We start from the raw sequence: 19,640 nt of genomic DNA on the forward strand, positions 1-19,640 counted from the left end.
ACCGAGGATAGACAACCTCAGCTTATGCTGGGTGGCGCACCGGGGCAAATCACGAGGGCGGCATTCCGCCGCAACCCTGCACCACATTTCTGGCAGAGCCAGTTTAATCTCCCGGGCCTGTCGCCCGCCAAAACGTAGAAGGAGCGTGTCATGTTCAAAGGATCTTTTCCTGCTTTGGTCACGCCGTTCAAGAACGGCGAGCTGGATCTGGAGACGCTCAAGAAATTGGTCGAATGGCACATCGGCGAGGGCACCAACGGTTTTGTTCCCGTTGGCACCACCGGTGAAAGCCCGACCCTGACCCACGAAGAGCACGAAACCATGATCGAAGAGGTGGTGAAAGCCGCCGCAGGTCGTGTGCCGGTGATCGCGGGTGCAGGCAGCAACAACACCCTTGAAGGCATCCGTTTCATGAAACATGCCGAAAAGGTTGGTGCCGACGCGGCGCTGGTTGTGACGCCTTATTACAACAAGCCGACCCAACGCGGCCTGATCGCGCATTTCACCGCGCTGCATGACTGCTGCGAACTGCCGATTGTGATCTACAACATCCCCGGCCGTTCGGTGGTTGATATGACGCCTGAGACCATGGGTGAGTTGGCCAAACTGCCGCGCATCATTGGTGTGAAAGATGCAACTGGCGATATCGCCCGTGTCAGCCAGCAACGCGCGTCCTGTGGCCCTGATTTCTGTCAGATGTCGGGTGAGGATGCGACCGCTCTGGGCTTTAACGCGCATGGTGGTGTGGGCTGTATTTCGGTCACCGCGAACGTCGCGCCGCGCCTGTGTGCAGAATTCCAAGCGGCCACTCTGGCCGGTGATTTCGCCAAAGCGCTGGAATATCAGGACAAGCTGATGCCGCTGCACGAAGCGATCTTTATCGAACCGGGTCTGGTTGGCGCGAAATACGCCATGTCCAAACTGGGCCTGTGCAGCGATGAGGTCCGCCTGCCACTGACCGGCCTGAACGACAGCACCAAGGCCGCGCTGGACGCCGCATTGGTTCACGCGGGTCTGCTGTAAACTGCTCGCTCAACGCTGAATTTTAGACCCGGCGCAGCACTGCGCCGGGTTTTTGCTTTTGGGCGTTAGGATGACGCTTTCCCGCGCCACAGGATGAACAGGCCCGACAGCACGATCAGGCAACTGCCTAACCCCATGTAGCGGTCAAATCCTTCGTCGAAAAACACCACCCCGATGCCGACACCGAACAGCAGGCGGGAATAGCGGAACGGGGTGACGGCAGACACCTCACCTGTGCGCATTGCCTTCATCAGGGAACTGTAAGCGCAGACGCCAACGGCCACGACCAGGCCCAGAACCGGCAGGTCGGCAGTGGCGGGGCGCATCAAGGGCTGACCTGCCCATATCTGATAAAGCAGCCCGGCAAAGGCCAGCGACAGAAACCCGTAAAGCCCCAGCATCGAGGTGTTGAGCGTCGCAGGCGCCATCCTGCTGGCCAGATCACGTCCGGCAAATCCTAGCATGCCCAGAACAGCCAGCACCGACAGCATCGTGAAACTGTCGCCTGTGGGGCGCAGGATCACCAAGACGCCGCAAAGGCCGATCAAAATCGCCACCCATCGCCGCCAGCCGACCTTTTCCCCAAACAGCACCGCTGCCGCGCCCACCACGACCAGCGGTGTGGCTTGTAGGATCACTGTTGCTGAGGACAGCGGGGCCAAGGCAATGGCCAAGACGTAAAACAGCCGGCCGAACACCTCAAACAGAACCCGAAACCGCATCGGGCGCGATAGGACGTCAGGATGATAGAGGCCTTCACCGTTGATCAGCAGATGGCCGGCAAACAACACCGCCCCGCCTAGGCCAAGGGTCATCATCGCCTGCCCCACAGGCAGCGAGCTGGCGGCCTGTTTCAGCAGCGCATCCTCAATTGCAAAGAGGATCATCGCCAGCACCATCCATAGGGCGCCGACCAGATTGGCCGATGTGGCCTTGGTGGAATTTAGGTGTGTCATGCCGCAGTGGCATCACAGATTCCCCCAAGGCGCAAGCGCTGGCGTGGTTTCGGTTATTCTGCCGCATCCCCCGATTGTTGTTGATCGCAGGCCTCAGCGTGGTTGGTCAGGGCGCAGACTGCATCGTAATGCGACAGGAATACCTCACCGCTTAGCGCGTCCAACAGATGACTGCGTTTCAACTTGTCCATCACCGGGCCTTTCACCTCTGACAGGTGTAGCTTGATGTTCAGATCCTGTAGGCGGTGGTTAATCTGTTCCAGACTTTCCAGCGCCGACATGTCGATTTCATTTACCGCGGAACACAGTAGAACGATATGCTCGATCGGTTCCTCACAGGCGATGCGGTCATAGATGTAATCCTCTAGGAAGCGCGCATTGGCGAAATAGAGGCTTTCATCGATGCGCAGGGTGACCACCTCAGGATGGGTTTCAACTTCATGCCGTAGGATATTGCGGAAATGCTGGGTGCCGGGCACCAGCCCCACCTCCGCAACATGCGGGCGGGATGTTTTGTAAAGGAACAAGAGGATCGACAGGATCACACCGGCTGAGACGCCGATTTCGACACCCATCAACAGGGTCAGAGCGATGGTGGTGGCCACGGCGGCGAAATCTACGCGCGAATAGTTCCAAGTGCTGCGCAGGATGCTGAGGTCAACAAGGCTGAGGACCGCGACGATGATGGTTGCTGCCAGCGTTGCTTTGGGGAGGAAAAACAACAGCGGTGTCAGGAACAGGGCAGCCAGCAGGATGCCAATGGCCGTGAAGGCACCAGCAGCAGGGGTTTCGGCGCCCGCGTCATAGTTCACCACCGATCGGGCAAAACCACCGGTGACGGGATAGCCACCGCTCAGCGCCGCCGCGATGTTCGAGGTGCCAAGGCCGATCAGCTCTTGGTCAGGAACAATACGCTGGCGTTTCTTGATCGCTAGCGTCTGCGCGACAGATACAGATTCGACAAACCCGATGATCGAGATGAGCAGCGCTGACATAAACAGCGCGCCCCATAGGTCAGGGCTGAACGATGGCAGGCTGAAGGGTGGTAGACCTTTGGGCACATCGCCCACAATGGCCACGCCCCGCGCGCCGAGGTCGAAACCCCAAGTCGCCAGTGTGGTTGCGGCGACGGCAAACACGGGCCCCGCTTTGGTCAAGGTATCCGCCAGACGCGGCGGCAGGCCTAGTGACAACAAAAGCGGTTTCATCCCTTTGCGCACCCAGAACAGGAAGGCAACGGTGCTGATGCCGATAACGGCGGTGATCGGGTTCAGATCTGCCAGATGCGCGGCCAGCGAGGTCAGCAGCTCCACCATGTTGTGACCGTGCGCCTCAACCCCGGCGATATGTTTAAGCTGTGAGGTGGCAATCAGAATGCCGGAGGCGGTGATAAACCCCGCAATCACCGGATGGCTGAGGAAGTTGGCCAGAAACCCCAACCGGAATATCCCCATGACCAGCAGGATTGCACCGGACATGAACGCCAGCGTGATCGCCGCCAGTGCATATTCCGCCGTGCCTTGCAGCGCCAGATTGCCCACTGCGGCAGCGGTCATCAGCGACACCACCGCCACAGGTCCGACGGCCAAGGCGCGACTGGTGCCAAAGATCGCATAGGCCACCAGCGGCAGGATCGACGCATAGAGCCCCATTTCCGCAGGCAACCCCGCCAGCAGCGCATAGGCCAGTGATTGCGGGATCAGCATGATTGTCACGATCACCGCGGCCAGCATGTCATTGGTTAGCGTGCCACGGTTGTAGTCTGTGGCCCAGTCAAGGATCGGCAGATTGCGCCGCAGGGAAGGGGGCAGTTGCATGTGTCTTATGTCCTGTCGCGTTGGTTCGGCACCTATATATTCAAAATATTATATATGAAAGATCGAATATTTTTCACCCCCTGCCTGCGCGATCTCTGCTTGCCGATCCTATGACTGTGGCAGGTTTCAGCGTGTCATGCTTGAAAAAAGCGCTGTTGAAACCGATCTGACACAGGCGCACAGCATGGACAGTTGCGCCCATGCGCAGTAGGACAGCCCCATGGCACAGAACAAAAAAGCAGATCCGAATTACAAAGTGGTGGCCGAAAACCGGCGCGCCCGGTTTGACTATGCCATCGAGGATGACATCGAATGCGGTATCATCCTGCAAGGGTCCGAGGTGAAATCACTGCGCGAAAACTCTGCCAACATTGCTGAAAGCTATGCTGCGGTTGAGAACGGCGAGTTGTGGCTGGTGAACAGCTATATCGCACCCTATGAACAGGCCAAGACTTGGGGCCATGAAGAACGTCGCCGCCGCAAACTGCTCGTCAGCAAGAAAGAGCTGGCGCGCATGTGGAATGATACCCAGCGCAAGGGCATGACGCTGGTGCCGATGGTCCTCTACTTCAACCACAAAGGTCTGGCGAAGCTGAAGATCGGCATCGCCAAAGGTAAAAAGTTGCACGACAAGCGCGCGACCGAAGCCAAACGTGATTGGGGCCGCCAGAAACAGCGTCTGCTGCGGCACGGCGAATGATGTCGCCCCTGATGGGGCAATTTCGAAACACTGGGAACGGTTTCGCCTGCCGCAGCGGGTTGCGGGGCGCTGCGGTCTTGCCCTTATCGCCCTTGTTCTATAGGTCGGTTGTGAACTGATCGATGGGGGTGGCGATGGCCTATGATGATCCCAAAACGCTGGTGTCTACCGAATGGTTGGCCGCGCATTTGAAAGATCCCGATCTGCGCATTTTGGATGCCAGTTGGTACATGCCTGCCGAGGCCCGCGATGGCCAGGCAGAGTTTGACAAGGCGCATATTCCGGGCGCCCGCTTTTTCGATATTGATGATGTATCCGACAACCGGTCCGACCTGCCGCACATGGCGCCTCCGGTGGAAAAATTCATGTCACGCCTGCGTGCAATGGGTGTGGGTGATGGCCATCAGGTTGTTGTCTATGATGGCGCCGGAATTTTTTCTGCTGCGCGGGTGTGGTGGCTGTTCAAGCTGATGGGGCAGGACAATGTCGCAGTGCTGGATGGCGGCTTGCCGAAATGGCAGGCCGAAGGGCGGCCTGTCGACGATCTGCCACCAGTGATCCGTGATCGCCACATGACTGTGCGCCGCCGTCCTGAGATGGTGAAGGATGTGACGCAGGTATCGTCTGCGGCTAAGTTGGGCGATTACGTGATTGTCGACGCCCGCGCGCCGGAACGGTTCCGTGGCGACGTGCCGGAACCGCGCGAAGGACTGCGTGCCGGTCATATTCCCGGATCGCGCAACGTGTTTTTCAAGTCGCTGCTTAATGGCGATCAGACCATGAAATCCCCGGCCGAGATCACCGCGATCTTTGAGGCTGCGGGCGTTGACCTTTCGAAACCTGTGATCACCAGCTGTGGCTCCGGCGTGACCGCCGCAGTGCTAAGTCTCGCACTGGAGGCCACGGGCAAGACCGATCATTCGCTTTATGACGGATCCTGGACGGAATGGGGGGCCTTCCCCACCGTCCCCGTCGCCACTGGAGAAGCCTGAGACCATGTTCAGCAATCTGAAACAACAACCCGCCGATAAAATCCTGGCCCTGATGCAGGCCTTCCGCGAAGATCCGCGCGACACCAAGATCGACCTTGGTGTCGGGGTCTACAAAAACGCCGAAGGTGTCACCCCGGTGATGCGCGCCGTGAAGGCCGCTGAAAAACAGCTGTGGGAACAGCAGGAAACCAAGGCCTACACCGGTCTGGCCGGCGATCCCGGCTTTTCCGACGCGATGATCGATCTGGTGCTGGGTGACAGCGTTGCCCGTGACAGCATTTCCGCCGCAGCGACCCCCGGTGGCACCGGCGCCTGCCGTCAGGCGTTTGAAATGATCCGCTGGTCGAACCCAGAGGCGCGCGTGTTCGTGTCGAACCCGACCTGGCCGAACCACCTGTCGATCCTGAAATTCCTGAACATGCCTGTGGTGGAATACCGTTATTTCGACGGTGAAACCCGTGGTGTGGATTTCGACGGCATGATCGCTGATCTGAAACAGGCCAAAAAGGGTGACGTTGTGCTGCTGCACGGCTGCTGCCACAACCCCACCGGCGCCAACCTGAACATGGCGCAGTGGCAAGAGGTTGTTGCTGTTCTGCTGGAAACCGGCGCAGTTCCAATGATCGACATCGCCTATCAGGGCTTTGGTGACGGTTTGGAAGAGGATGCGCAGGCAACCCGTCTGGTGGCCTCCTCGGTGCCGGAATGTCTGATCGCGGCCAGCTGCTCGAAAAACTTTGGTGTGTATCGTGAGCGGACCGGTATCCTGATGGCGATTTCGCAGGACACGTCGCTGGTCGGCCTGACCCAAGGGTCGCTGAACTTCCTCAACCGTCAGAACTATTCCTTCCCGCCGGATCACGGTGCGCGCGTTGTGACCATGATCCTGCAAGATCCTGCCCTGCGTGCCGATTGGGCCGCAGAGCTGGAAGAGGTACGCCTGTCCATGCTGGGTCTGCGTGAACAGCTGGCCGGTGAATTGCAGCGCCTGTCGGGGTCGGACCGTTTCGGTTTCCTGGCCCAGCACCGCGGCATGTTCTCGCGCCTTGGCACCACGCCGGAACTGGTTGAGGTCATGCGCAAAGAGCACGCGATCTATATGGTTGGCGATTCCCGTATGAATATTGCAGGTCTGAACAAAACATCGGTGCCGATTTTGGCGCAGGCGATCATTGACGCTGGTGTGTGATCGGGCCTGACCCATCTCTGAATGTTTTGAAAGGGCGTCCTGCGGGGCGCCCTTTCTTATGTGGGTGAACGTGGCGTCCAGTGCCCTGCTTACGGAGTTCTGCGGACTTGCGGCGATCGGATAAATCGCATCCAATGCAGGATCACACAGTCAAAGGCACCTGAAATGAGCACCCAGACACCTGATCTTACCCGTTGGCTGCATGATCTGTTGCAGGTCGAAGCGGTTGAGGAAAACTATTTCCGTGGCATGGCAACGCCACAGGGGCGCGGGCGTAGTTTTGGCGGGCAGGTGATCGGGCAGGCGTTGATGTCGGCGATCAAAACCGTGGGCGAGGATCGTCCGGTGCATTCGCTGCATGCCTATTTCATGCGCCCCGGCGATGCGACGAAACCCGTTCTGTATCATGTGGAACGTGACCGTGACGGTCGCAGCTTTGCCACCCGTCGGGTGATTGCCGTGCAGTCGGGCAAGCCGATCCTGAACCTTGCGGCATCGTTTCATGACCGCGAAGTTGGGCTATCGCAGCAGGCGGATATGCCGGATGTCGTCGGGCCAGAGGGGCTGGAAAATCAGGTGCAGCTGGGCGAACGTTACGCGGATCAGTTGCCCGAAGCCTATCTGAACTGGCTGCGCTTGCCCCGCCCGATTGAGCTGCGCCCGGTAGAGCTACGGCCGCCGTTCAATCGCGAACCCCGCGCGCCTGTGCAGCACGTGTGGATGCGGGTGCATGGCGATCTGGGCGATCAGCACAGCATGCACCGCGCGGCGCTGTCGTATGTATCCGACTTTGGCCTGTTGGGTACGGCAGTGCTGCCGTGGGCCAAGACGTTCATTGATCCCGATATGCAGTTCGCTAGTTTGGACCACGCGGTCTGGTTCCATGATGATTTCCGCATGGACGAATGGCAGCTGTATGCGATGGATAGTCCGTGGACCGGCGGCGCACGCGGGTTCAATCGCGGCCAGATTTTCAGCCGCGATGGTCGTCTGGTGGCCAGCACCGCCCAAGAGGGGCTGGTGCGGCAGGTCACGCCAAAAGACTAAGCGGTGGGGGAGGGCGCTTAGCCCTCCAGCTCTGCCGAGGGGATGACGGGGAAAAACTGCCCGCCGGACCACAGGCCGAACCAGCTGGTTCCGTCGCGCTCTTCGTGCGCGCCAATTTCAACCAGCCGATAGAAACTCTTGCGGTCGATCAATGCTTCTAGGTTGCTGCGAACCCGCACATAGGGCGACGGTTCGCCGGTCTCAGCGTCGCGCACCACGCGGATCGGCGCGTCAGCACTGGCCGTGGTTTCGTCACCAAGATTGGTGAAAAAGTGCAGCGATTGATCTTTGCCCGTGCCTTCGACCGTGAAATCAACGGCCACGAATGGCGCGTCATCGACGGTAATGCCAACCTTTTCGACCGGGGTGACTAGGTAATATTTGTCATCGTCTTTGCGCAGGATTGTTGAAAACAGCCGCACAAGTTCCGGCCGTCCGATCGGTGTGCCGAGATAAAACCATGTGCCATCTCGTGCGATCCGCATGTCTAGATCGCCGCAGAAATCAGGGTTCCACAGATGAACCGGTGGCAGCCCTTTGCTGTTCTGGGCAGCTTTGGCCGCTTTGGCGATGCCGTCGGCGGAAGGAATCTCACGCATTTGTTTCCTCATTCTTTTTGCCATTTGCACATGCTGCGATAGGCTTATCATAAAGATAGGGCCGACAGTGGAGATTGACCATGACCGACGCAAAAGATCTGGTCGCAGACATCGAAGCGGTGGAGGAAAAGCTGGCCGAGGCCAAGCGTTCCATCATGCGCCGGTTTATCGGACAAGAAGAAGTTGTCGATCTGACGCTAACTGCCTTGCTGTGCGGTGGGCATGCCTTGCTGGTTGGGTTGCCGGGGTTAGGCAAAACACGTCTGGTCAGCACATTGGGGACGGTGATGGGTCTTGCAGACAATCGCGTGCAGTTTACGCCGGATCTAATGCCGAGCGATATCTTGGGATCCGAAGTGCTGGATATGGATGACAGTGGCAAACGCGCGTTCCGTTTCGTGCCGGGGCCGATTTTTTGTCAGCTGTTGATGGCGGATGAGATCAACCGCGCGTCACCACGTACCCAATCAGCGCTTTTGCAGGCAATGCAGGAAAAGATGGTCACCGTGGCGGGCGAGGATAGGCCGCTCGATGCGCCATTTCATGTGCTGGCAACGCAAAACCCCATCGAACAAGAAGGCACCTACCCCCTGCCCGAGGCGCAGCTGGACCGGTTTTTGCTGCAGATTGATGTGACCTATCCAGACCGTGCGACCGAACGCGATATTCTCTTGGCAACCACTGGTGCCGAAGAGGCCGCAGTGCATGCGGTGTTTAACGCGGATGAATTGGTACGCGCTCAGGCATTGCTGCGACAAATGCCGGTAGGCGACAGCGTGCTAGAGGCTGTGTTGGATCTGGTGCGTGCGTGTCGCCCCGATGATGCCAGTGCTGACGCGCACGTGAAAGAGGTGGTCGCCTGGGGCCCGGGACCACGCGCGGCGCAGGCGTTGATGCTGTCTGTGCGGGCACGGGCGATGTTGCAAGGACGACTGGCGCCTTCTGTTTCAGATGTTGCAGCGCTGGCCTTGCCGGTGTTGCGGCACCGGATGGCGTTGAATTTCGCGGCCAAGGCCCGTGGTGATAGCCTGAGCGACTTGATCACTGCCATCGTTGAACGCGCCCTCCCGCAGGAGCGGGTTGCGTGAGCGACGTTGCAACAGCGACCCTGCGCGCCGCCGCCGAACGCGAAGCGGCCGCACTGCCGCCGCTGTTGCTGCGGGCTGAACATTTGGCAAACACGGTTCTGTTGGGCACTCACGGTCGCCGGCGGGCAGGCCTCGGGGATGAGTTTTGGCAATACCGGCCGTATCAGCAGGGGGATAGTCGCAGGATGATCGACTGGCGTCGGTCGGCGCGTGGGGATCAACAGTTTGTCCGGCAGCGGGAATGGCAGATCGCTCAGACAGCGACGCTATGGGTCGATGTCGCAGCGTCGATGCGGTTTTCATCTCAGGGGGCACTGCCACAGAAGGGGGATCGCGCGCAGCTTTTGGCGTTGGCGCTGGCGGCACTGTTGTTGCGTGGCGGTGAACCTGTCGGGCTGGCAGGGGTGCATTTGCCGCCGCGGCGCGGACGGGCGCAATTGCTGCGGCTGGCCCAGCACTTTGCCGGTGGGTCGGCTGTGCCAGCCACTGCTGATGCTGGGCTGACCGACTATGGCCTGCCCGAAGCACGCGCGATGTTGCCACGGGCCAATGCAGTGTTCGTGGCTGATTTCCTTGGGGATACCGCACCGTTAGAGGCGGCGCTGGCCAAGGCGGCGGAGCGTGGCGTGCGTGGTGTTCTGTTTCAGGTTCTAGATCCCGCCGAAGAAGCCTTTCCTTATCAGGGGCGCGTCACATTTGAGAGCGTCGCCGGTGCCCTGCGCCATGAAACGCGGCAGGCGGGCGGGTTACGTGACCGCTATCTCCAGCGATTGGCAGAGAGGAAAGATCATCTTAGCCACCTCGCCCGTGCGGCGGGCTGGCAATACCATTGTCACCACACCGATCAGCCCGCGCAGGCGGCGTTGATCTGGATCTGGCAGGCGCTTGGCGCCGATCAGGGCAGGGGGTGATCATGGGGGGGCTATCGCAGGTCAGTTTTGTGACGCCAGCCTTGCTATGGGGGCTGCTGCTGTTGCCTGTTTTGTGGCTATTGCTGCGCGCTGTGCCTCCCGCGCCGGTGCGGCGACAGTTTCCGGCAGTGATCCTACTTTTGGGTTTGCGCGATGAAGACAGTAGCGCTGATCGCACACCTTGGTGGTTGCTGTTGTTGCGCTTGCTCGCAGTGGCTTTGGTGATCGTCGGGTTCGCAGGGCCGCGGCTGGGAGGTGTTGGTTCCGTCACGACGGGGCAGACACCGCTGCTATTGGTCATGGATGCCAGTTGGGCGGGATCCGCTGATTGGGCGGATCGGCAGGCGCTGGCGGATACATTGTTGCAAGAAGCAGAGGCCACAGGCCGCCCAGCTGCGTTAATGGTTTTGAGCGAATTAAAACCAGTGCGTTTCCAGCCAGCGGCGGAGGTTAGGGGGATCGCGGCTGCATTGGTTCCCCATCCTTGGCACCCCGCGCCGGACGAACTGCGCCGAGCGATCGCCGCCCTTAGCAATGTGCCAAATCGGGTCGAGGTTGCGTGGATTTCGGACGGAATATCGTACCGCGGTCAGGATGAACTGCTCTCTGTCCTGCAGCAAAAGGGTGGTGTGACGGTGTATCAAGGTGAGGCGCCAGTTGTGGCGCTACAGGGCGTAGATCTGACAGAAGGCAATGTCACTGTGCGCGCTGCTCGTAGTGCATCGGATGTTATGGGCGCGTATCGGGTGCAGGCGCATGGGCGTACGCCTGATGGTGGGGCGCAGGTGCTTGCCGTTGCGCCGTTACGATTTTCGCTGGACGAGGTATCTGCAGAGGCGTCCCTGCAATTGCCACCAGAGGTGCGATCACGGATCACCCATTTCCAGATCGCAGGATACGGCAGTGCAGGTGCCACTTGGTTGGTAGATGATCGTGTGCGCCGCCGAGAGGTCGCCTTGATCGAGCCGCGCAGTGAGGGTGACATTCCTCGTTTGTTGTCGCCGCTGCACTATCTTGAACAGGCGCTGGCCCCTTCGGTCGACCTGTTGCAGGGGACGCTGACGGATATGTTGCCCGCAAGTCCAGACGTGGTGATTTTACCTGATGTGGCGGCAATACCTGCGGTCGAAAAAGCGGCGTTGACCAGTTGGGTGGAAAAGGGTGGCGTTTTGTTGCGCTTTGCTGGTCCACGTTTGGCGGGTAGCGATTTGGCGCGACTTTATGATGAACCGCTTATGCCGGTGCGGCTACGTGCCGGTGGGCGGCAGGTTGGCGGCGCGATGAGTTGGGGCAGCCCCAAAGCGTTGGCTCCCTTTGGGCCGGACAGCCCGTTTTATGGTCTGCGAATTCCATCTGATGTAGAGGTGCGCGCGCAGGTTCTGGCGCAGCCTGATCCTGATCTGGCCCGTCGGGTGATCGCTAACCTCAGCGATGGTACACCGTTGATAACACGCAAGGCGCTGGGTCAGGGGCAGGTTGTGTTGGTGCATGTGTCCGCTGATGCAGAATGGTCCACTCTACCCCTGTCGGGGTTGTTTGTTCAGATGTTGGATCGCTTGGCGATTTCCACTGCGCATCGCAGTCCTGATCCGGCGGCGTTGGCGGGGACGCAGTGGCGCCCTGTACAGGTGCTTGATGGATTTGGTGGGCGTCAGCCTGCCAGCACGCAAACCGCTGTCGCTGGCGAAGACCTTTTGACTGCGCCACTGGGCGCGGGGTTGCAGCCCGGACTGTATGAAACAGGGTCAGCGGGACAGGGGCGACAATTGGCGCGAAATACGCTGGCAGGTGATCAAAGCCTGACACCTGCTGTCTGGCCGGAGGGCGTGCGCCTGCAGAATTTGCAGCGTCCAGCACCGCAGGATTTATCAGGTTGGGCTTTGGCTTTGGCTGTTTTTGCGTTGGGTTTGGATGTCTTGGCAACGCTGGCTCTCTCGGGGCAATTGCTGTCACGGATCCGGCCGATCGCCGGTGTCTTGGTATGTGGTGTGGCCTTGTTCGCGGCGGGCGAACTGCGCGCTCAAGATGCGGGAGAGGACACGCGCACCTTGCCGCCGCCAGAGTTTCAGCGCGCGGCATCTCAGCTGTTGCTGGGGTATGTGCAGACGGGTGATCCTGCGGTTGATGAGATGTCGGCGGCGGGTATGCGGGGACTAAGCCGCGCGTTGTATGCGCGTACTTCTGTTGAACCGGGGGCGCCCGTCGGGGTGGATCTGTCGCGTGATGATTTGGCGCTTTTCCCGTTTCTTTACTGGCCTGTGACCGCGGATCAACCGCTGCCCGATACCACAGGATATGAGCGCTTGAATCGCTATCTGGCGTCTGGTGGGATGATCCTGTTTGACACCCGCGATGGGGATATTGCGGGCCTAAACGGGGTCAGCGCAGCAGGCCGACGGTTGCAGCAAATCGCGCGTCCGCTGGCGATCCCTGCGCTGGAACCGATCCCAACGGATCATGTGCTGACGCGCAGTTTCTATCTGCTACAGGATTTCCCCGGCCGTTATCGTGGCCGCGCAACCTGGGTCGAAGCCGCCCCTGCCAGTGCCGAGCAGATCGAAGGCATGCCATTCCGCACCCGCAATGATGGCGTGACGCCTGTGGTTATTGGTGGCAACGACTGGGCAGCTGCATGGGCTGTAGATGACCGGGGGGCGCCTATGGTGCCGATTGGGCGGGGTTTCGCAGGTGAACGGCAGCGGGAACTGGCGTTGCGTTTTGGTGTTAACCTGATCCTGCATGTTTTGTCCGGCAACTATAAATCCGATCAGGTGCATGTTCCTGCTTTGCTGGAAAGGTTGGGACAATGACGGGACAGCTGATCTTCGACCCTTTGGTGCCACTTGCCCTGATTGTCGTGTTGGCGGGAATGGCCGTGGTCCTGGCGGTGCTGGCTTGGCATCGCGGTATGGCTGGGTGGCCGTTCCGTTTCGGTGCGGCGCTGGTCTTACTCGGGGCCTTGGCCGGACCTGTTTGGCAACAGGCAGAAGAGCGCGCGCTGCCCGATGTCGTGGTGATGGTGGTGGATCAGTCATCCAGTCAAACGCTGGGCGATCGTCAACGTCAGACTGCCGAGATGGTCGCGCAGTTATCAGAGGAACTGGCGGCGCGCGATGGAACTGTGTTGCGCCGCATTGATGTTGAGGATGGCACAGATGATCAGGGCACGCGACTGGTGACAGCGTTGCGAGATGCGTTGGCTGACGTCCCGCCAGATCAATTGAGTGCTGGCTTTATCCTCAGTGATGGGCGGGTGCATGACAGTGACCTTGCCCCTTTGGCAGCGGGGGCGCCTCTACATCTACTGCTGAGCGGTACGACAAATGAGTGGGACCGGCGCCTGCGGCTAGAAGCGGCGCCATCCTTTGCCATTCTCGGTGAACCGGTGCGGCTGACCCTATGGGTCGAGGATCAGGGCGTCGCCTCGTCTGGTGCGCCCCCGACTATGGTTGAACTTTCACTGTCTGTTGATGGGGAGCAGCCGTTTGCCGTTGAGGTGCCAGTTGGGCAGCGGATTGAGGTGCCCGTCACTCTGACCCATGCGGGTCGCAATGTGATCCAGTTTTCCGTGCCCACAGCTGAAGGAGAGCTAACCGATCGCAACAACAGCGCGTTGGTGCAGATTAATGGCGTACGTGATCGGTTGCGGGTTTTGTTGGTCAGTGGCGAACCACATCCGGGTGCGCGTACATGGCGGAACCTGCTGAAGTCTGACAGTTCTGTCGATCTGGTGCATTTCACAATTTTGCGGCCCTCAGAAAAGCAAGACGGCACGCCTGTGTCCGAACTGTCATTGATCAGTTTCCCCACCTATGAGCTGTTTCAGGAGAAGATCGACGATTTCGATCTGATCATTTTTGATCGCTACAAACTGCGGGGTATTCTGCCCACGATCTACCTGCAGAACGTGGTTGGATATGTCGAACGCGGTGGTGCCGTGCTTGTTGCAGCAGGGCCAGCCTTTGCCACGGCGGAATCGATTTTTCATTCACCCCTTGGCACAATTTTGCCAGCTGCTCCTACAGCCCGTGTTCTGGACCAAGCATTCCGGCCTGAGGTCACGGAACTGGGGGAGCGCCACCCTGTCACGGCGGGCCTTGCGGAAAATAGTGCAACCGATGACGCACAAGGCGCGCCTTGGGGGCGCTGGCTCTCGCAGGTTGATCTGGTCGATCACAGCGGTGTGGTTGTCATGCGTGGTGCGGATGAGGCGCCGTTGCTGACGCTGGATCGTGTTGGGGATGGGCGCATCGCATTGCTCGCCTCCGATCAGGCTTGGCTGTGGGATCGCGGGTTTGACGGTGGTGGCCCACAGGCAGAGCTGCTGCGACGGTTGGCGCATTGGATGATGAAAGAGCCCGAACTGGAGGAAGAAGCGCTGATTGCAACCGCCATTGGTAACGATATGCGGATCGAACGCCGAACATTGGATGAAGACGTGGGCGAGTTGACCTTGATCACGCCTGATGGGACGCGGCAAACCCTACCACTTGTCCAGTCTGCGGCTGGGAAATTCACCGGCGGTTATACAGGGGAAACGCTTGGCCTTTATCGGTTGCAGCAAGACGGGCTGGAAACGGTGATTGGGCTGGGGCCAGCCGCACCGCGCGAATTTGAGCAGACTATCGCTAGCGCTTTGGACCTGCAGCCAATGATCGATGCCACGGGCGGTGGTGTGTTACGTATGAATGACGGGGGCGTACGCCTGCGGGATGTGGCCCCCGGGCGGCCTACCTCGGGCCGTGATTGGTTGGGGCTGGTGCAGCGTGGGGCAACAGAAACACTGTCGCTGACACGTCTGCCGCTGCTGCCGCCTTGGCTGGCTGCTATAGGTGTTGGCGCGCTGATCCTGGCAGGATGGCTGCGTGAGGGACGTCGGCGGTAGGTCGCGTTTGAGCGCGACCATTTGGGTTTGCCGGTTGTGGTCAGCGACCTGAAAGCATTTTGCGTCAGTGCGTCAGTGCGTCAGTGCGTCAGTGCGTCAGTGCGTCAGTGCGTCAGTGCGTCAGTGTGACGGCCACGGTTTGCTCGCTCCAACCGCTTTGGGAACAACTGGCGCGAACATATACAACGCGCGTTCCGTCGGGCACCATCACCGAATTCAGTGAACGGGTGAAGGGCTGTTCCTCAACATGGGGATGGGCCAGTTTGCGCAGGCCCAAACGGTTGCCGTCCTTATCCAAAACTTCCCACGCGTCGGCATAGTGGTCCCAACCGGTGTCATCGTGTTGCACCGTGACATCAAATCGCCAGCCTATGCCTGATTGCTGCGCCTTGACCGCCACAACCTGTGCATCATCGGCCAGGGCTGCGCCGCCAAACATCGCGGTGAGTATCAATGAAAGAATGGTGGTGTGTCGTGCAGGCTTGTTCATGTCTGCACTATAACAACACCCTCACCCTATATGGGTCACGATGCCGTGTGATGTATTTCACGGGCTTTGGGTGTGATCCATGCCGTCCGTTGCGGCCAGAATGATGGCCCGTGACCGCGACGCAAAATCACGCCGCCACAACACGCCGAAGGTCACAAGCGTTGCCAGGATAAGCGCCAGCGGCCCGATCATCCATGCGGTTGTCGCCAGTGCAAAATAGATCGACCGCAGGCCTTGGTTATAGCTGCGGGTGCCGGTGATGTTGATCTCTGCCGCTTTCAGCGCGCGGGGAATTGCGGCGAGGTCATCGGGATCGTTGGGCACGGATCCCATCATAACGGCACAGTAGCCAAACAGGCGGTGGGACCAGACGAATTTCAGGAAAGCGTTGGTGAGGAAGAAGAGAACCACCAGCAGCTTGGCCTCAAACACGATGCGGGGATCGTTGTTCAGGGACAGATCACTGGCCACGCCAATCAGCTGATCCACGTTGCCAATCGCCGCCAGCGCTGCACCAATGGCCAGCATCGCGGCAGAGGCAAAGAAGGACGTGCCTTGTCGTAGGGTGGTCAGGGTCTGGGCGTCAAAGATGCGTGGATTGCGATGCACCATCTGGCGCATCCATTCGCGCCGATACTCTGCCATCAGAAGCGCCACCGATGGGCGTGATTTCGGCGGATTTTGGATCAGCCAGCCGATCAGCAGCCATGCCAGAAACAGCCCTGCCAGCGCGATCATATCCATCTGGTCAAACAGGGCAGCAATGTCATGCAGCGACATAGGTAGGTCGATCATGTTGTCCAGCATCGCGCGTCCTCAGAACGGTTTGACGACGACAACCCACAGGATTGCGATGACGCCAAAAACGCTCACCTCGTTAAAGATGCGCAGGAACATCTCACTTTCATCAAAGGTGCCGCGCCGCGCTTTGATCACCATTTTGCCGGTCCAGATATAGTGCAGTGCCAGCGCCCCGACGAGGGAGAGTTTCAACCAGACCCAAGCGGCAAAATCCCATTGCCAGCCCAGCCATAGGCCGGTCGCCAGTGCGATTACCCCTAATCCGGCGGAGAATCGGTAAAGCCGGATCGTCAGATCCCCAAGCGGTCCAAATTCGCCCAGTCGGTCGTATTCACGCCGCCAGTAGATCAGCGCGCGGGGGACGGCAAAGATGCTGGTCATCCAGCCCATGACGCAAAGAATGTGTATGATTTTAACCCAATCCATAGCCCTGTTGTGCCTGTTTTTCGCCACGCGGCACAAGGGGGCTTGCACGGTTCTGTAAAAAGAATTGCCGCGCCGGAATTTTGGTTATATAAGTTTACCAATTCCAGGGAGGTGCCACATGGAAATGCCGAAACCCAACCCAGAACTGTTGGCTATTAAGCCCACATTGGTCAAAAAACTGCAAGGGGTTCTGCCCCTTGACGCTGTCATTCATGAAGAGGCCGAGACGCGCGCCTATGAATGCGATGCGCTGACCGCATATCGCTGCCCGCCGCTCGCTGCCGTCTTGCCGCGCAACACCGAAGAGGTCGCAGCGGTGCTGAAGATTTGTCATGACATGGGCGTTCCCGTAGTGCCGCGCGGGGCCGGCACATCGCTGGCAGGCGGATCGCTGCCCACCGCGGATTCGGTCATCCTTGGCGTGGCGCGGATGAATGAGGTGCTGGAAACCGATTACGACAACCGTTTTATCCGCGTGCAAACCGGGCGCACCAACCTCAGCGTTTCCGGCGCGGTGGAGGAAGAGGATTTCTTCTACGCGCCTGACCCGTCGTCGCAGCTGGCCTGTGCGATTTCGGGCAACATTGCGATGAATTCCGGCGGGGCGCATTGCCTGAAATACGGTGTCACCACCAACAACCTCTTGGGTGTCACTATGGTGCAGATGGATGGCACCGTGGTTGAGATCGGCGGCGCCCATTTGGATGCAGGCGGTCTGGACCTGCTGGGCGTGATCTGCGGATCTGAGGGGCAACTGGGCGTGGTGACAGAAGCGACCCTGCGTATCCTGCGCAAACCCGAAGGCGCCCGCCCCGTACTGATGGGTTTTGACAGCAATGAGGTGGCCGGCGAATGCGTCAGCGACATCATGAAGGCGGGTGTTCTGCCAGTAGCGATCGAGTTTATGGATCGTCCTTGTATTCGCGCGACCGAGGCCTTTGCCGGTGCAGGCTACCCTGATTGCGAAGCGCTGCTGATTGTTGAGGTCGAGGGCAGCGATGCTGAAATCACCGAACAGTTGGACAAAATCCTTGCCATTGCCCGGTCGCACAATCCGGTGGAACTGCGCGAAAGCACCAGCGCCGATGAAAGCGCCCGTATCTGGCTGGGCCGTAAATCGGCCTTTGGCGCGATGGGGCAGATCAATGACTACATGTGTCTGGATGGCACCATTCCGGTAAACCAGCTGCCCTACGTCCTGCGTCGCATTGGTGAGATGAGCGCAGAATATGGTCTGGGTGTTGGCAACGTGTTCCACGCCGGCGACGGCAACATGCACCCGCTGATCCTGTTCAACGCGAACAAACCCGGTGATCTCGAAAAATGCGAAGCCTTTGGTGCGGATATCCTGAACCTCTGTGTTGAGGTGGGCGGCTGCCTGACCGGCGAACATGGTGTGGGGATCGAAAAGCGTGACCTGATGGTCAACCAATTCACGCCCGAAGACATGGAAGCACAAATGGCGGTCAAAGACGTCTTTGACCCCAAGTGGCTGCTGAACCCCGCCAAGGTTTTCCCGCTGGCGACCAGCGAAACTCGCCGCATCGCGGCAGAGTGATCGCGTCCCAGTGCAGAGATATGAAAGCAGGAAATATGAGACCTGAGACAGAGGCCGAACTGGCCGAGATCATCAAAGGTGCCGATGGCCCCTTGTCCATTCGTGGCGGCAACAGCCGTAGCATGGCGCCTGCAGGCGCAGTGCTGGAAACCGGCGGATTGTCGGGGGTGGAACTGTATGAACCCGGCGCTTTGACGTTGGTGGTGAAGGCGGGCACGCCCGTGGCTGAGGTAGAGGCACTGTTGGCGTCCGAAGGGCAACGCTTGCCGTTTGAACCGATGGATCACCGTGCGCTTTTGGGGACCACAGGGGAGCCGACCATTGGCGGTCTGGCTGCGGCCAATATTTCGGGGCCGCGCCGTGTGCAGGCGGGCGCGTGTCGGGATTATATGCTGGGCGTACGCTTCGTCGATGGTAATGGCGTGGTGCTGAAAAACGGCGGCCGCGTGATGAAGAACGTGACCGGCTATGACCTGGTGAAACTGATGGCGGGCTCCTACGGCACGCTGGGTGTGCTGAGTGAGGTTAGTTTCAAGGTGCTGCCGCAGCCAGAGGCGGCGGCGACCGTGCTGATCGACGGGCTGGATGATGCGACGGCGGTGCAGGCCATGTCTGCCGCGTTGGGATCGCCTTATGATGTGACTGGCGCCGCGCATGCGCCGGTGGGTGTGGATGGCACACCTGTGACAATGGTGCGCATCGAAGGGTTCGCCGGATCTGTCGCCTACCGGACTGAGCAGTTGCAGGCGCAGCTGGGCAAGTTTGGCGACGTGCGTGTGGAAACCAATGCAGTCAATTTGGCCGCAGGGTGGAAATGGATTCGTGATGTCGAAGGCCTCGCCGCGCAAGAGGGCGATGTCTGGCGGATTTCGGTAAAACCGTCGGATGGCCCGCGCGTGGCGGCTGCGCTGAACGCCCGTGGGGTGATGTATGACTGGGGCGGTGGCCTTGTCTGGGCTTTGACCGATCCGGGGCAGGACATTCGGTCCTTGCTGGCGGGTATTGATGGTCACGCCACGCTGGTACGGGCCAGTGCCGAGACGAAGGCGCAGATTGCCATGCTGCAGCCTGAACCTGCGCCCATTGCCGCACTGACAGCGGGCATTCGTCAGAAATACGATCCGCGCGGGATCCTAAACACTGGGCTGATGGGGTAAG

Annotated in this window: 17 protein-coding genes; 11 read left to right on the forward strand and 6 right to left on the reverse strand. The window is 59.6% G+C overall.

The genetic code is table 11. The annotated features are described in order from the left end of the window. The first annotated feature begins 150 nt into the window (after positions 1–150). Complete coding sequence (gene dapA / locus TM5383_RS12080; protein WP_058319290.1) at positions 151–1,023, forward strand: 4-hydroxy-tetrahydrodipicolinate synthase; 873 nt, start codon at positions 151–153, stop codon at positions 1,021–1,023. Between the two features lie 65 nt (positions 1,024–1,088). On the opposite strand, the gene TM5383_RS12085 is transcribed toward dapA, so the two are convergent. Next, positions 1,089–1,979: a DMT family transporter gene (locus tag TM5383_RS12085; protein WP_058319291.1), complete on the reverse strand. Its 891-nt coding sequence runs from the start codon at positions 1,977–1,979 to the stop codon at positions 1,089–1,091. 53 nt (positions 1,980–2,032) lie between these two features. Beyond that, a complete protein-coding gene (locus tag TM5383_RS12090) occupies positions 2,033–3,796 on the reverse strand; it encodes a SulP family inorganic anion transporter (RefSeq protein ID WP_058319292.1) in 1,764 nt (587 codons plus the stop codon). Between the two features lie 220 nt (positions 3,797–4,016). On the opposite strand from TM5383_RS12090, the gene smpB reads away from it, so the two are divergent. From smpB to TM5383_RS12110, 4 genes are all read left to right on the forward strand, one after another. Further along, on the forward strand, positions 4,017–4,496 hold the full coding sequence (gene smpB, locus TM5383_RS12095) for an SsrA-binding protein SmpB (protein WP_058319293.1): 480 nt from the start codon (positions 4,017–4,019) through the stop codon (positions 4,494–4,496). A gap of 134 nt (positions 4,497–4,630) precedes the next feature. Beyond that, positions 4,631–5,488 (forward strand): 3-mercaptopyruvate sulfurtransferase, encoded by an 858-nt coding sequence (gene sseA / locus TM5383_RS12100; protein WP_058319455.1) that lies wholly within the window; start codon positions 4,631–4,633, stop codon positions 5,486–5,488. A 4-nt stretch (positions 5,489–5,492) separates the two neighbouring features. After that, entirely contained in the window at positions 5,493–6,677 is a 1,185-nt protein-coding gene (locus TM5383_RS12105; RefSeq protein WP_058319294.1) for an amino acid aminotransferase, read from the forward strand. Between the two features lie 165 nt (positions 6,678–6,842). Next, positions 6,843–7,724, forward strand: a complete 882-nt coding sequence (locus tag TM5383_RS12110; RefSeq protein ID WP_058319295.1) for an acyl-CoA thioesterase — start codon at positions 6,843–6,845, stop codon at positions 7,722–7,724. 17 nt (positions 7,725–7,741) lie between these two features. Here TM5383_RS12110 and TM5383_RS12115 read toward each other — a convergent pair whose 3' ends face one another. Next, positions 7,742–8,323 (reverse strand): DUF1285 domain-containing protein, encoded by a 582-nt coding sequence (locus TM5383_RS12115; protein WP_143570242.1) that lies wholly within the window; start codon positions 8,321–8,323, stop codon positions 7,742–7,744. An 80-nt stretch (positions 8,324–8,403) separates the two neighbouring features. Here TM5383_RS12115 and TM5383_RS12120 point away from each other — a divergent pair, with 80 nt between their 5' ends. From TM5383_RS12120 to TM5383_RS12135, 4 genes are read left to right on the forward strand one after another with little or no spacing between them, the layout of a single operon-like run. Beyond that, positions 8,404–9,411, forward strand: coding sequence for an AAA family ATPase (locus TM5383_RS12120; RefSeq protein WP_058319297.1), 1,008 nt, complete (start codon positions 8,404–8,406; stop codon positions 9,409–9,411). Continuing rightward, entirely contained in the window at positions 9,408–10,322 is a 915-nt protein-coding gene (locus TM5383_RS12125) for a DUF58 domain-containing protein (protein ID WP_058319298.1), read from the forward strand. Before TM5383_RS12120 ends, TM5383_RS12125 begins: the two co-directional genes overlap by 4 nt. 2 nt (positions 10,323–10,324) lie before the next feature. After that, positions 10,325–13,132 (forward strand): DUF4159 domain-containing protein, encoded by a 2,808-nt coding sequence (locus TM5383_RS12130; protein ID WP_058319299.1) that lies wholly within the window; start codon positions 10,325–10,327, stop codon positions 13,130–13,132. After that, entirely contained in the window at positions 13,129–15,207 is a 2,079-nt protein-coding gene (locus TM5383_RS12135) for a hypothetical protein (protein ID WP_058319300.1), read from the forward strand. Before TM5383_RS12130 ends, TM5383_RS12135 begins: the two co-directional genes overlap by 4 nt. A 112-nt stretch (positions 15,208–15,319) precedes the next feature. Here TM5383_RS12135 and TM5383_RS12140 read toward each other — a convergent pair whose 3' ends face one another. From TM5383_RS12140 to TM5383_RS12150, 3 genes are read right to left on the reverse strand one after another with little or no spacing between them, the layout of a single operon-like run. Next, positions 15,320–15,697, reverse strand: coding sequence for a hypothetical protein (locus tag TM5383_RS12140; RefSeq protein WP_058319301.1), 378 nt, complete (start codon positions 15,695–15,697; stop codon positions 15,320–15,322). A gap of 57 nt (positions 15,698–15,754) precedes the next feature. Beyond that, positions 15,755–16,504 carry a DUF599 domain-containing protein gene (locus tag TM5383_RS12145; protein WP_370695972.1) on the reverse strand — a complete coding sequence of 250 codons (750 nt, stop codon included), beginning with the start codon at positions 16,502–16,504 and terminating at the stop codon, positions 15,755–15,757. Positions 16,505–16,513: 9 nt separating this feature from the next. Then, positions 16,514–16,924, reverse strand: coding sequence for a CopD family protein (locus TM5383_RS12150; RefSeq protein WP_058319302.1), 411 nt, complete (start codon positions 16,922–16,924; stop codon positions 16,514–16,516). A 118-nt stretch (positions 16,925–17,042) separates the two neighbouring features. Here TM5383_RS12150 and TM5383_RS12155 point away from each other — a divergent pair, with 118 nt between their 5' ends. Together TM5383_RS12155 and TM5383_RS12160 are read left to right on the forward strand one after the other, a co-directional pair. Then, entirely contained in the window at positions 17,043–18,482 is a 1,440-nt protein-coding gene (locus tag TM5383_RS12155) for an FAD-linked oxidase C-terminal domain-containing protein (protein ID WP_058319303.1), read from the forward strand. Positions 18,483–18,517: 35 nt separating this feature from the next. Then, complete coding sequence (locus tag TM5383_RS12160) at positions 18,518–19,639, forward strand: FAD-binding protein (RefSeq protein WP_058319304.1); 1,122 nt, start codon at positions 18,518–18,520, stop codon at positions 19,637–19,639. The last annotated feature ends 1 nt before the right edge of the window (position 19,640 follow it).

The organism is Thalassovita mediterranea (assembly GCF_001458435.1).
Taxonomy (GTDB): Bacteria; Pseudomonadota; Alphaproteobacteria; order Rhodobacterales; family Rhodobacteraceae; genus Thalassobius; species Thalassobius mediterraneus.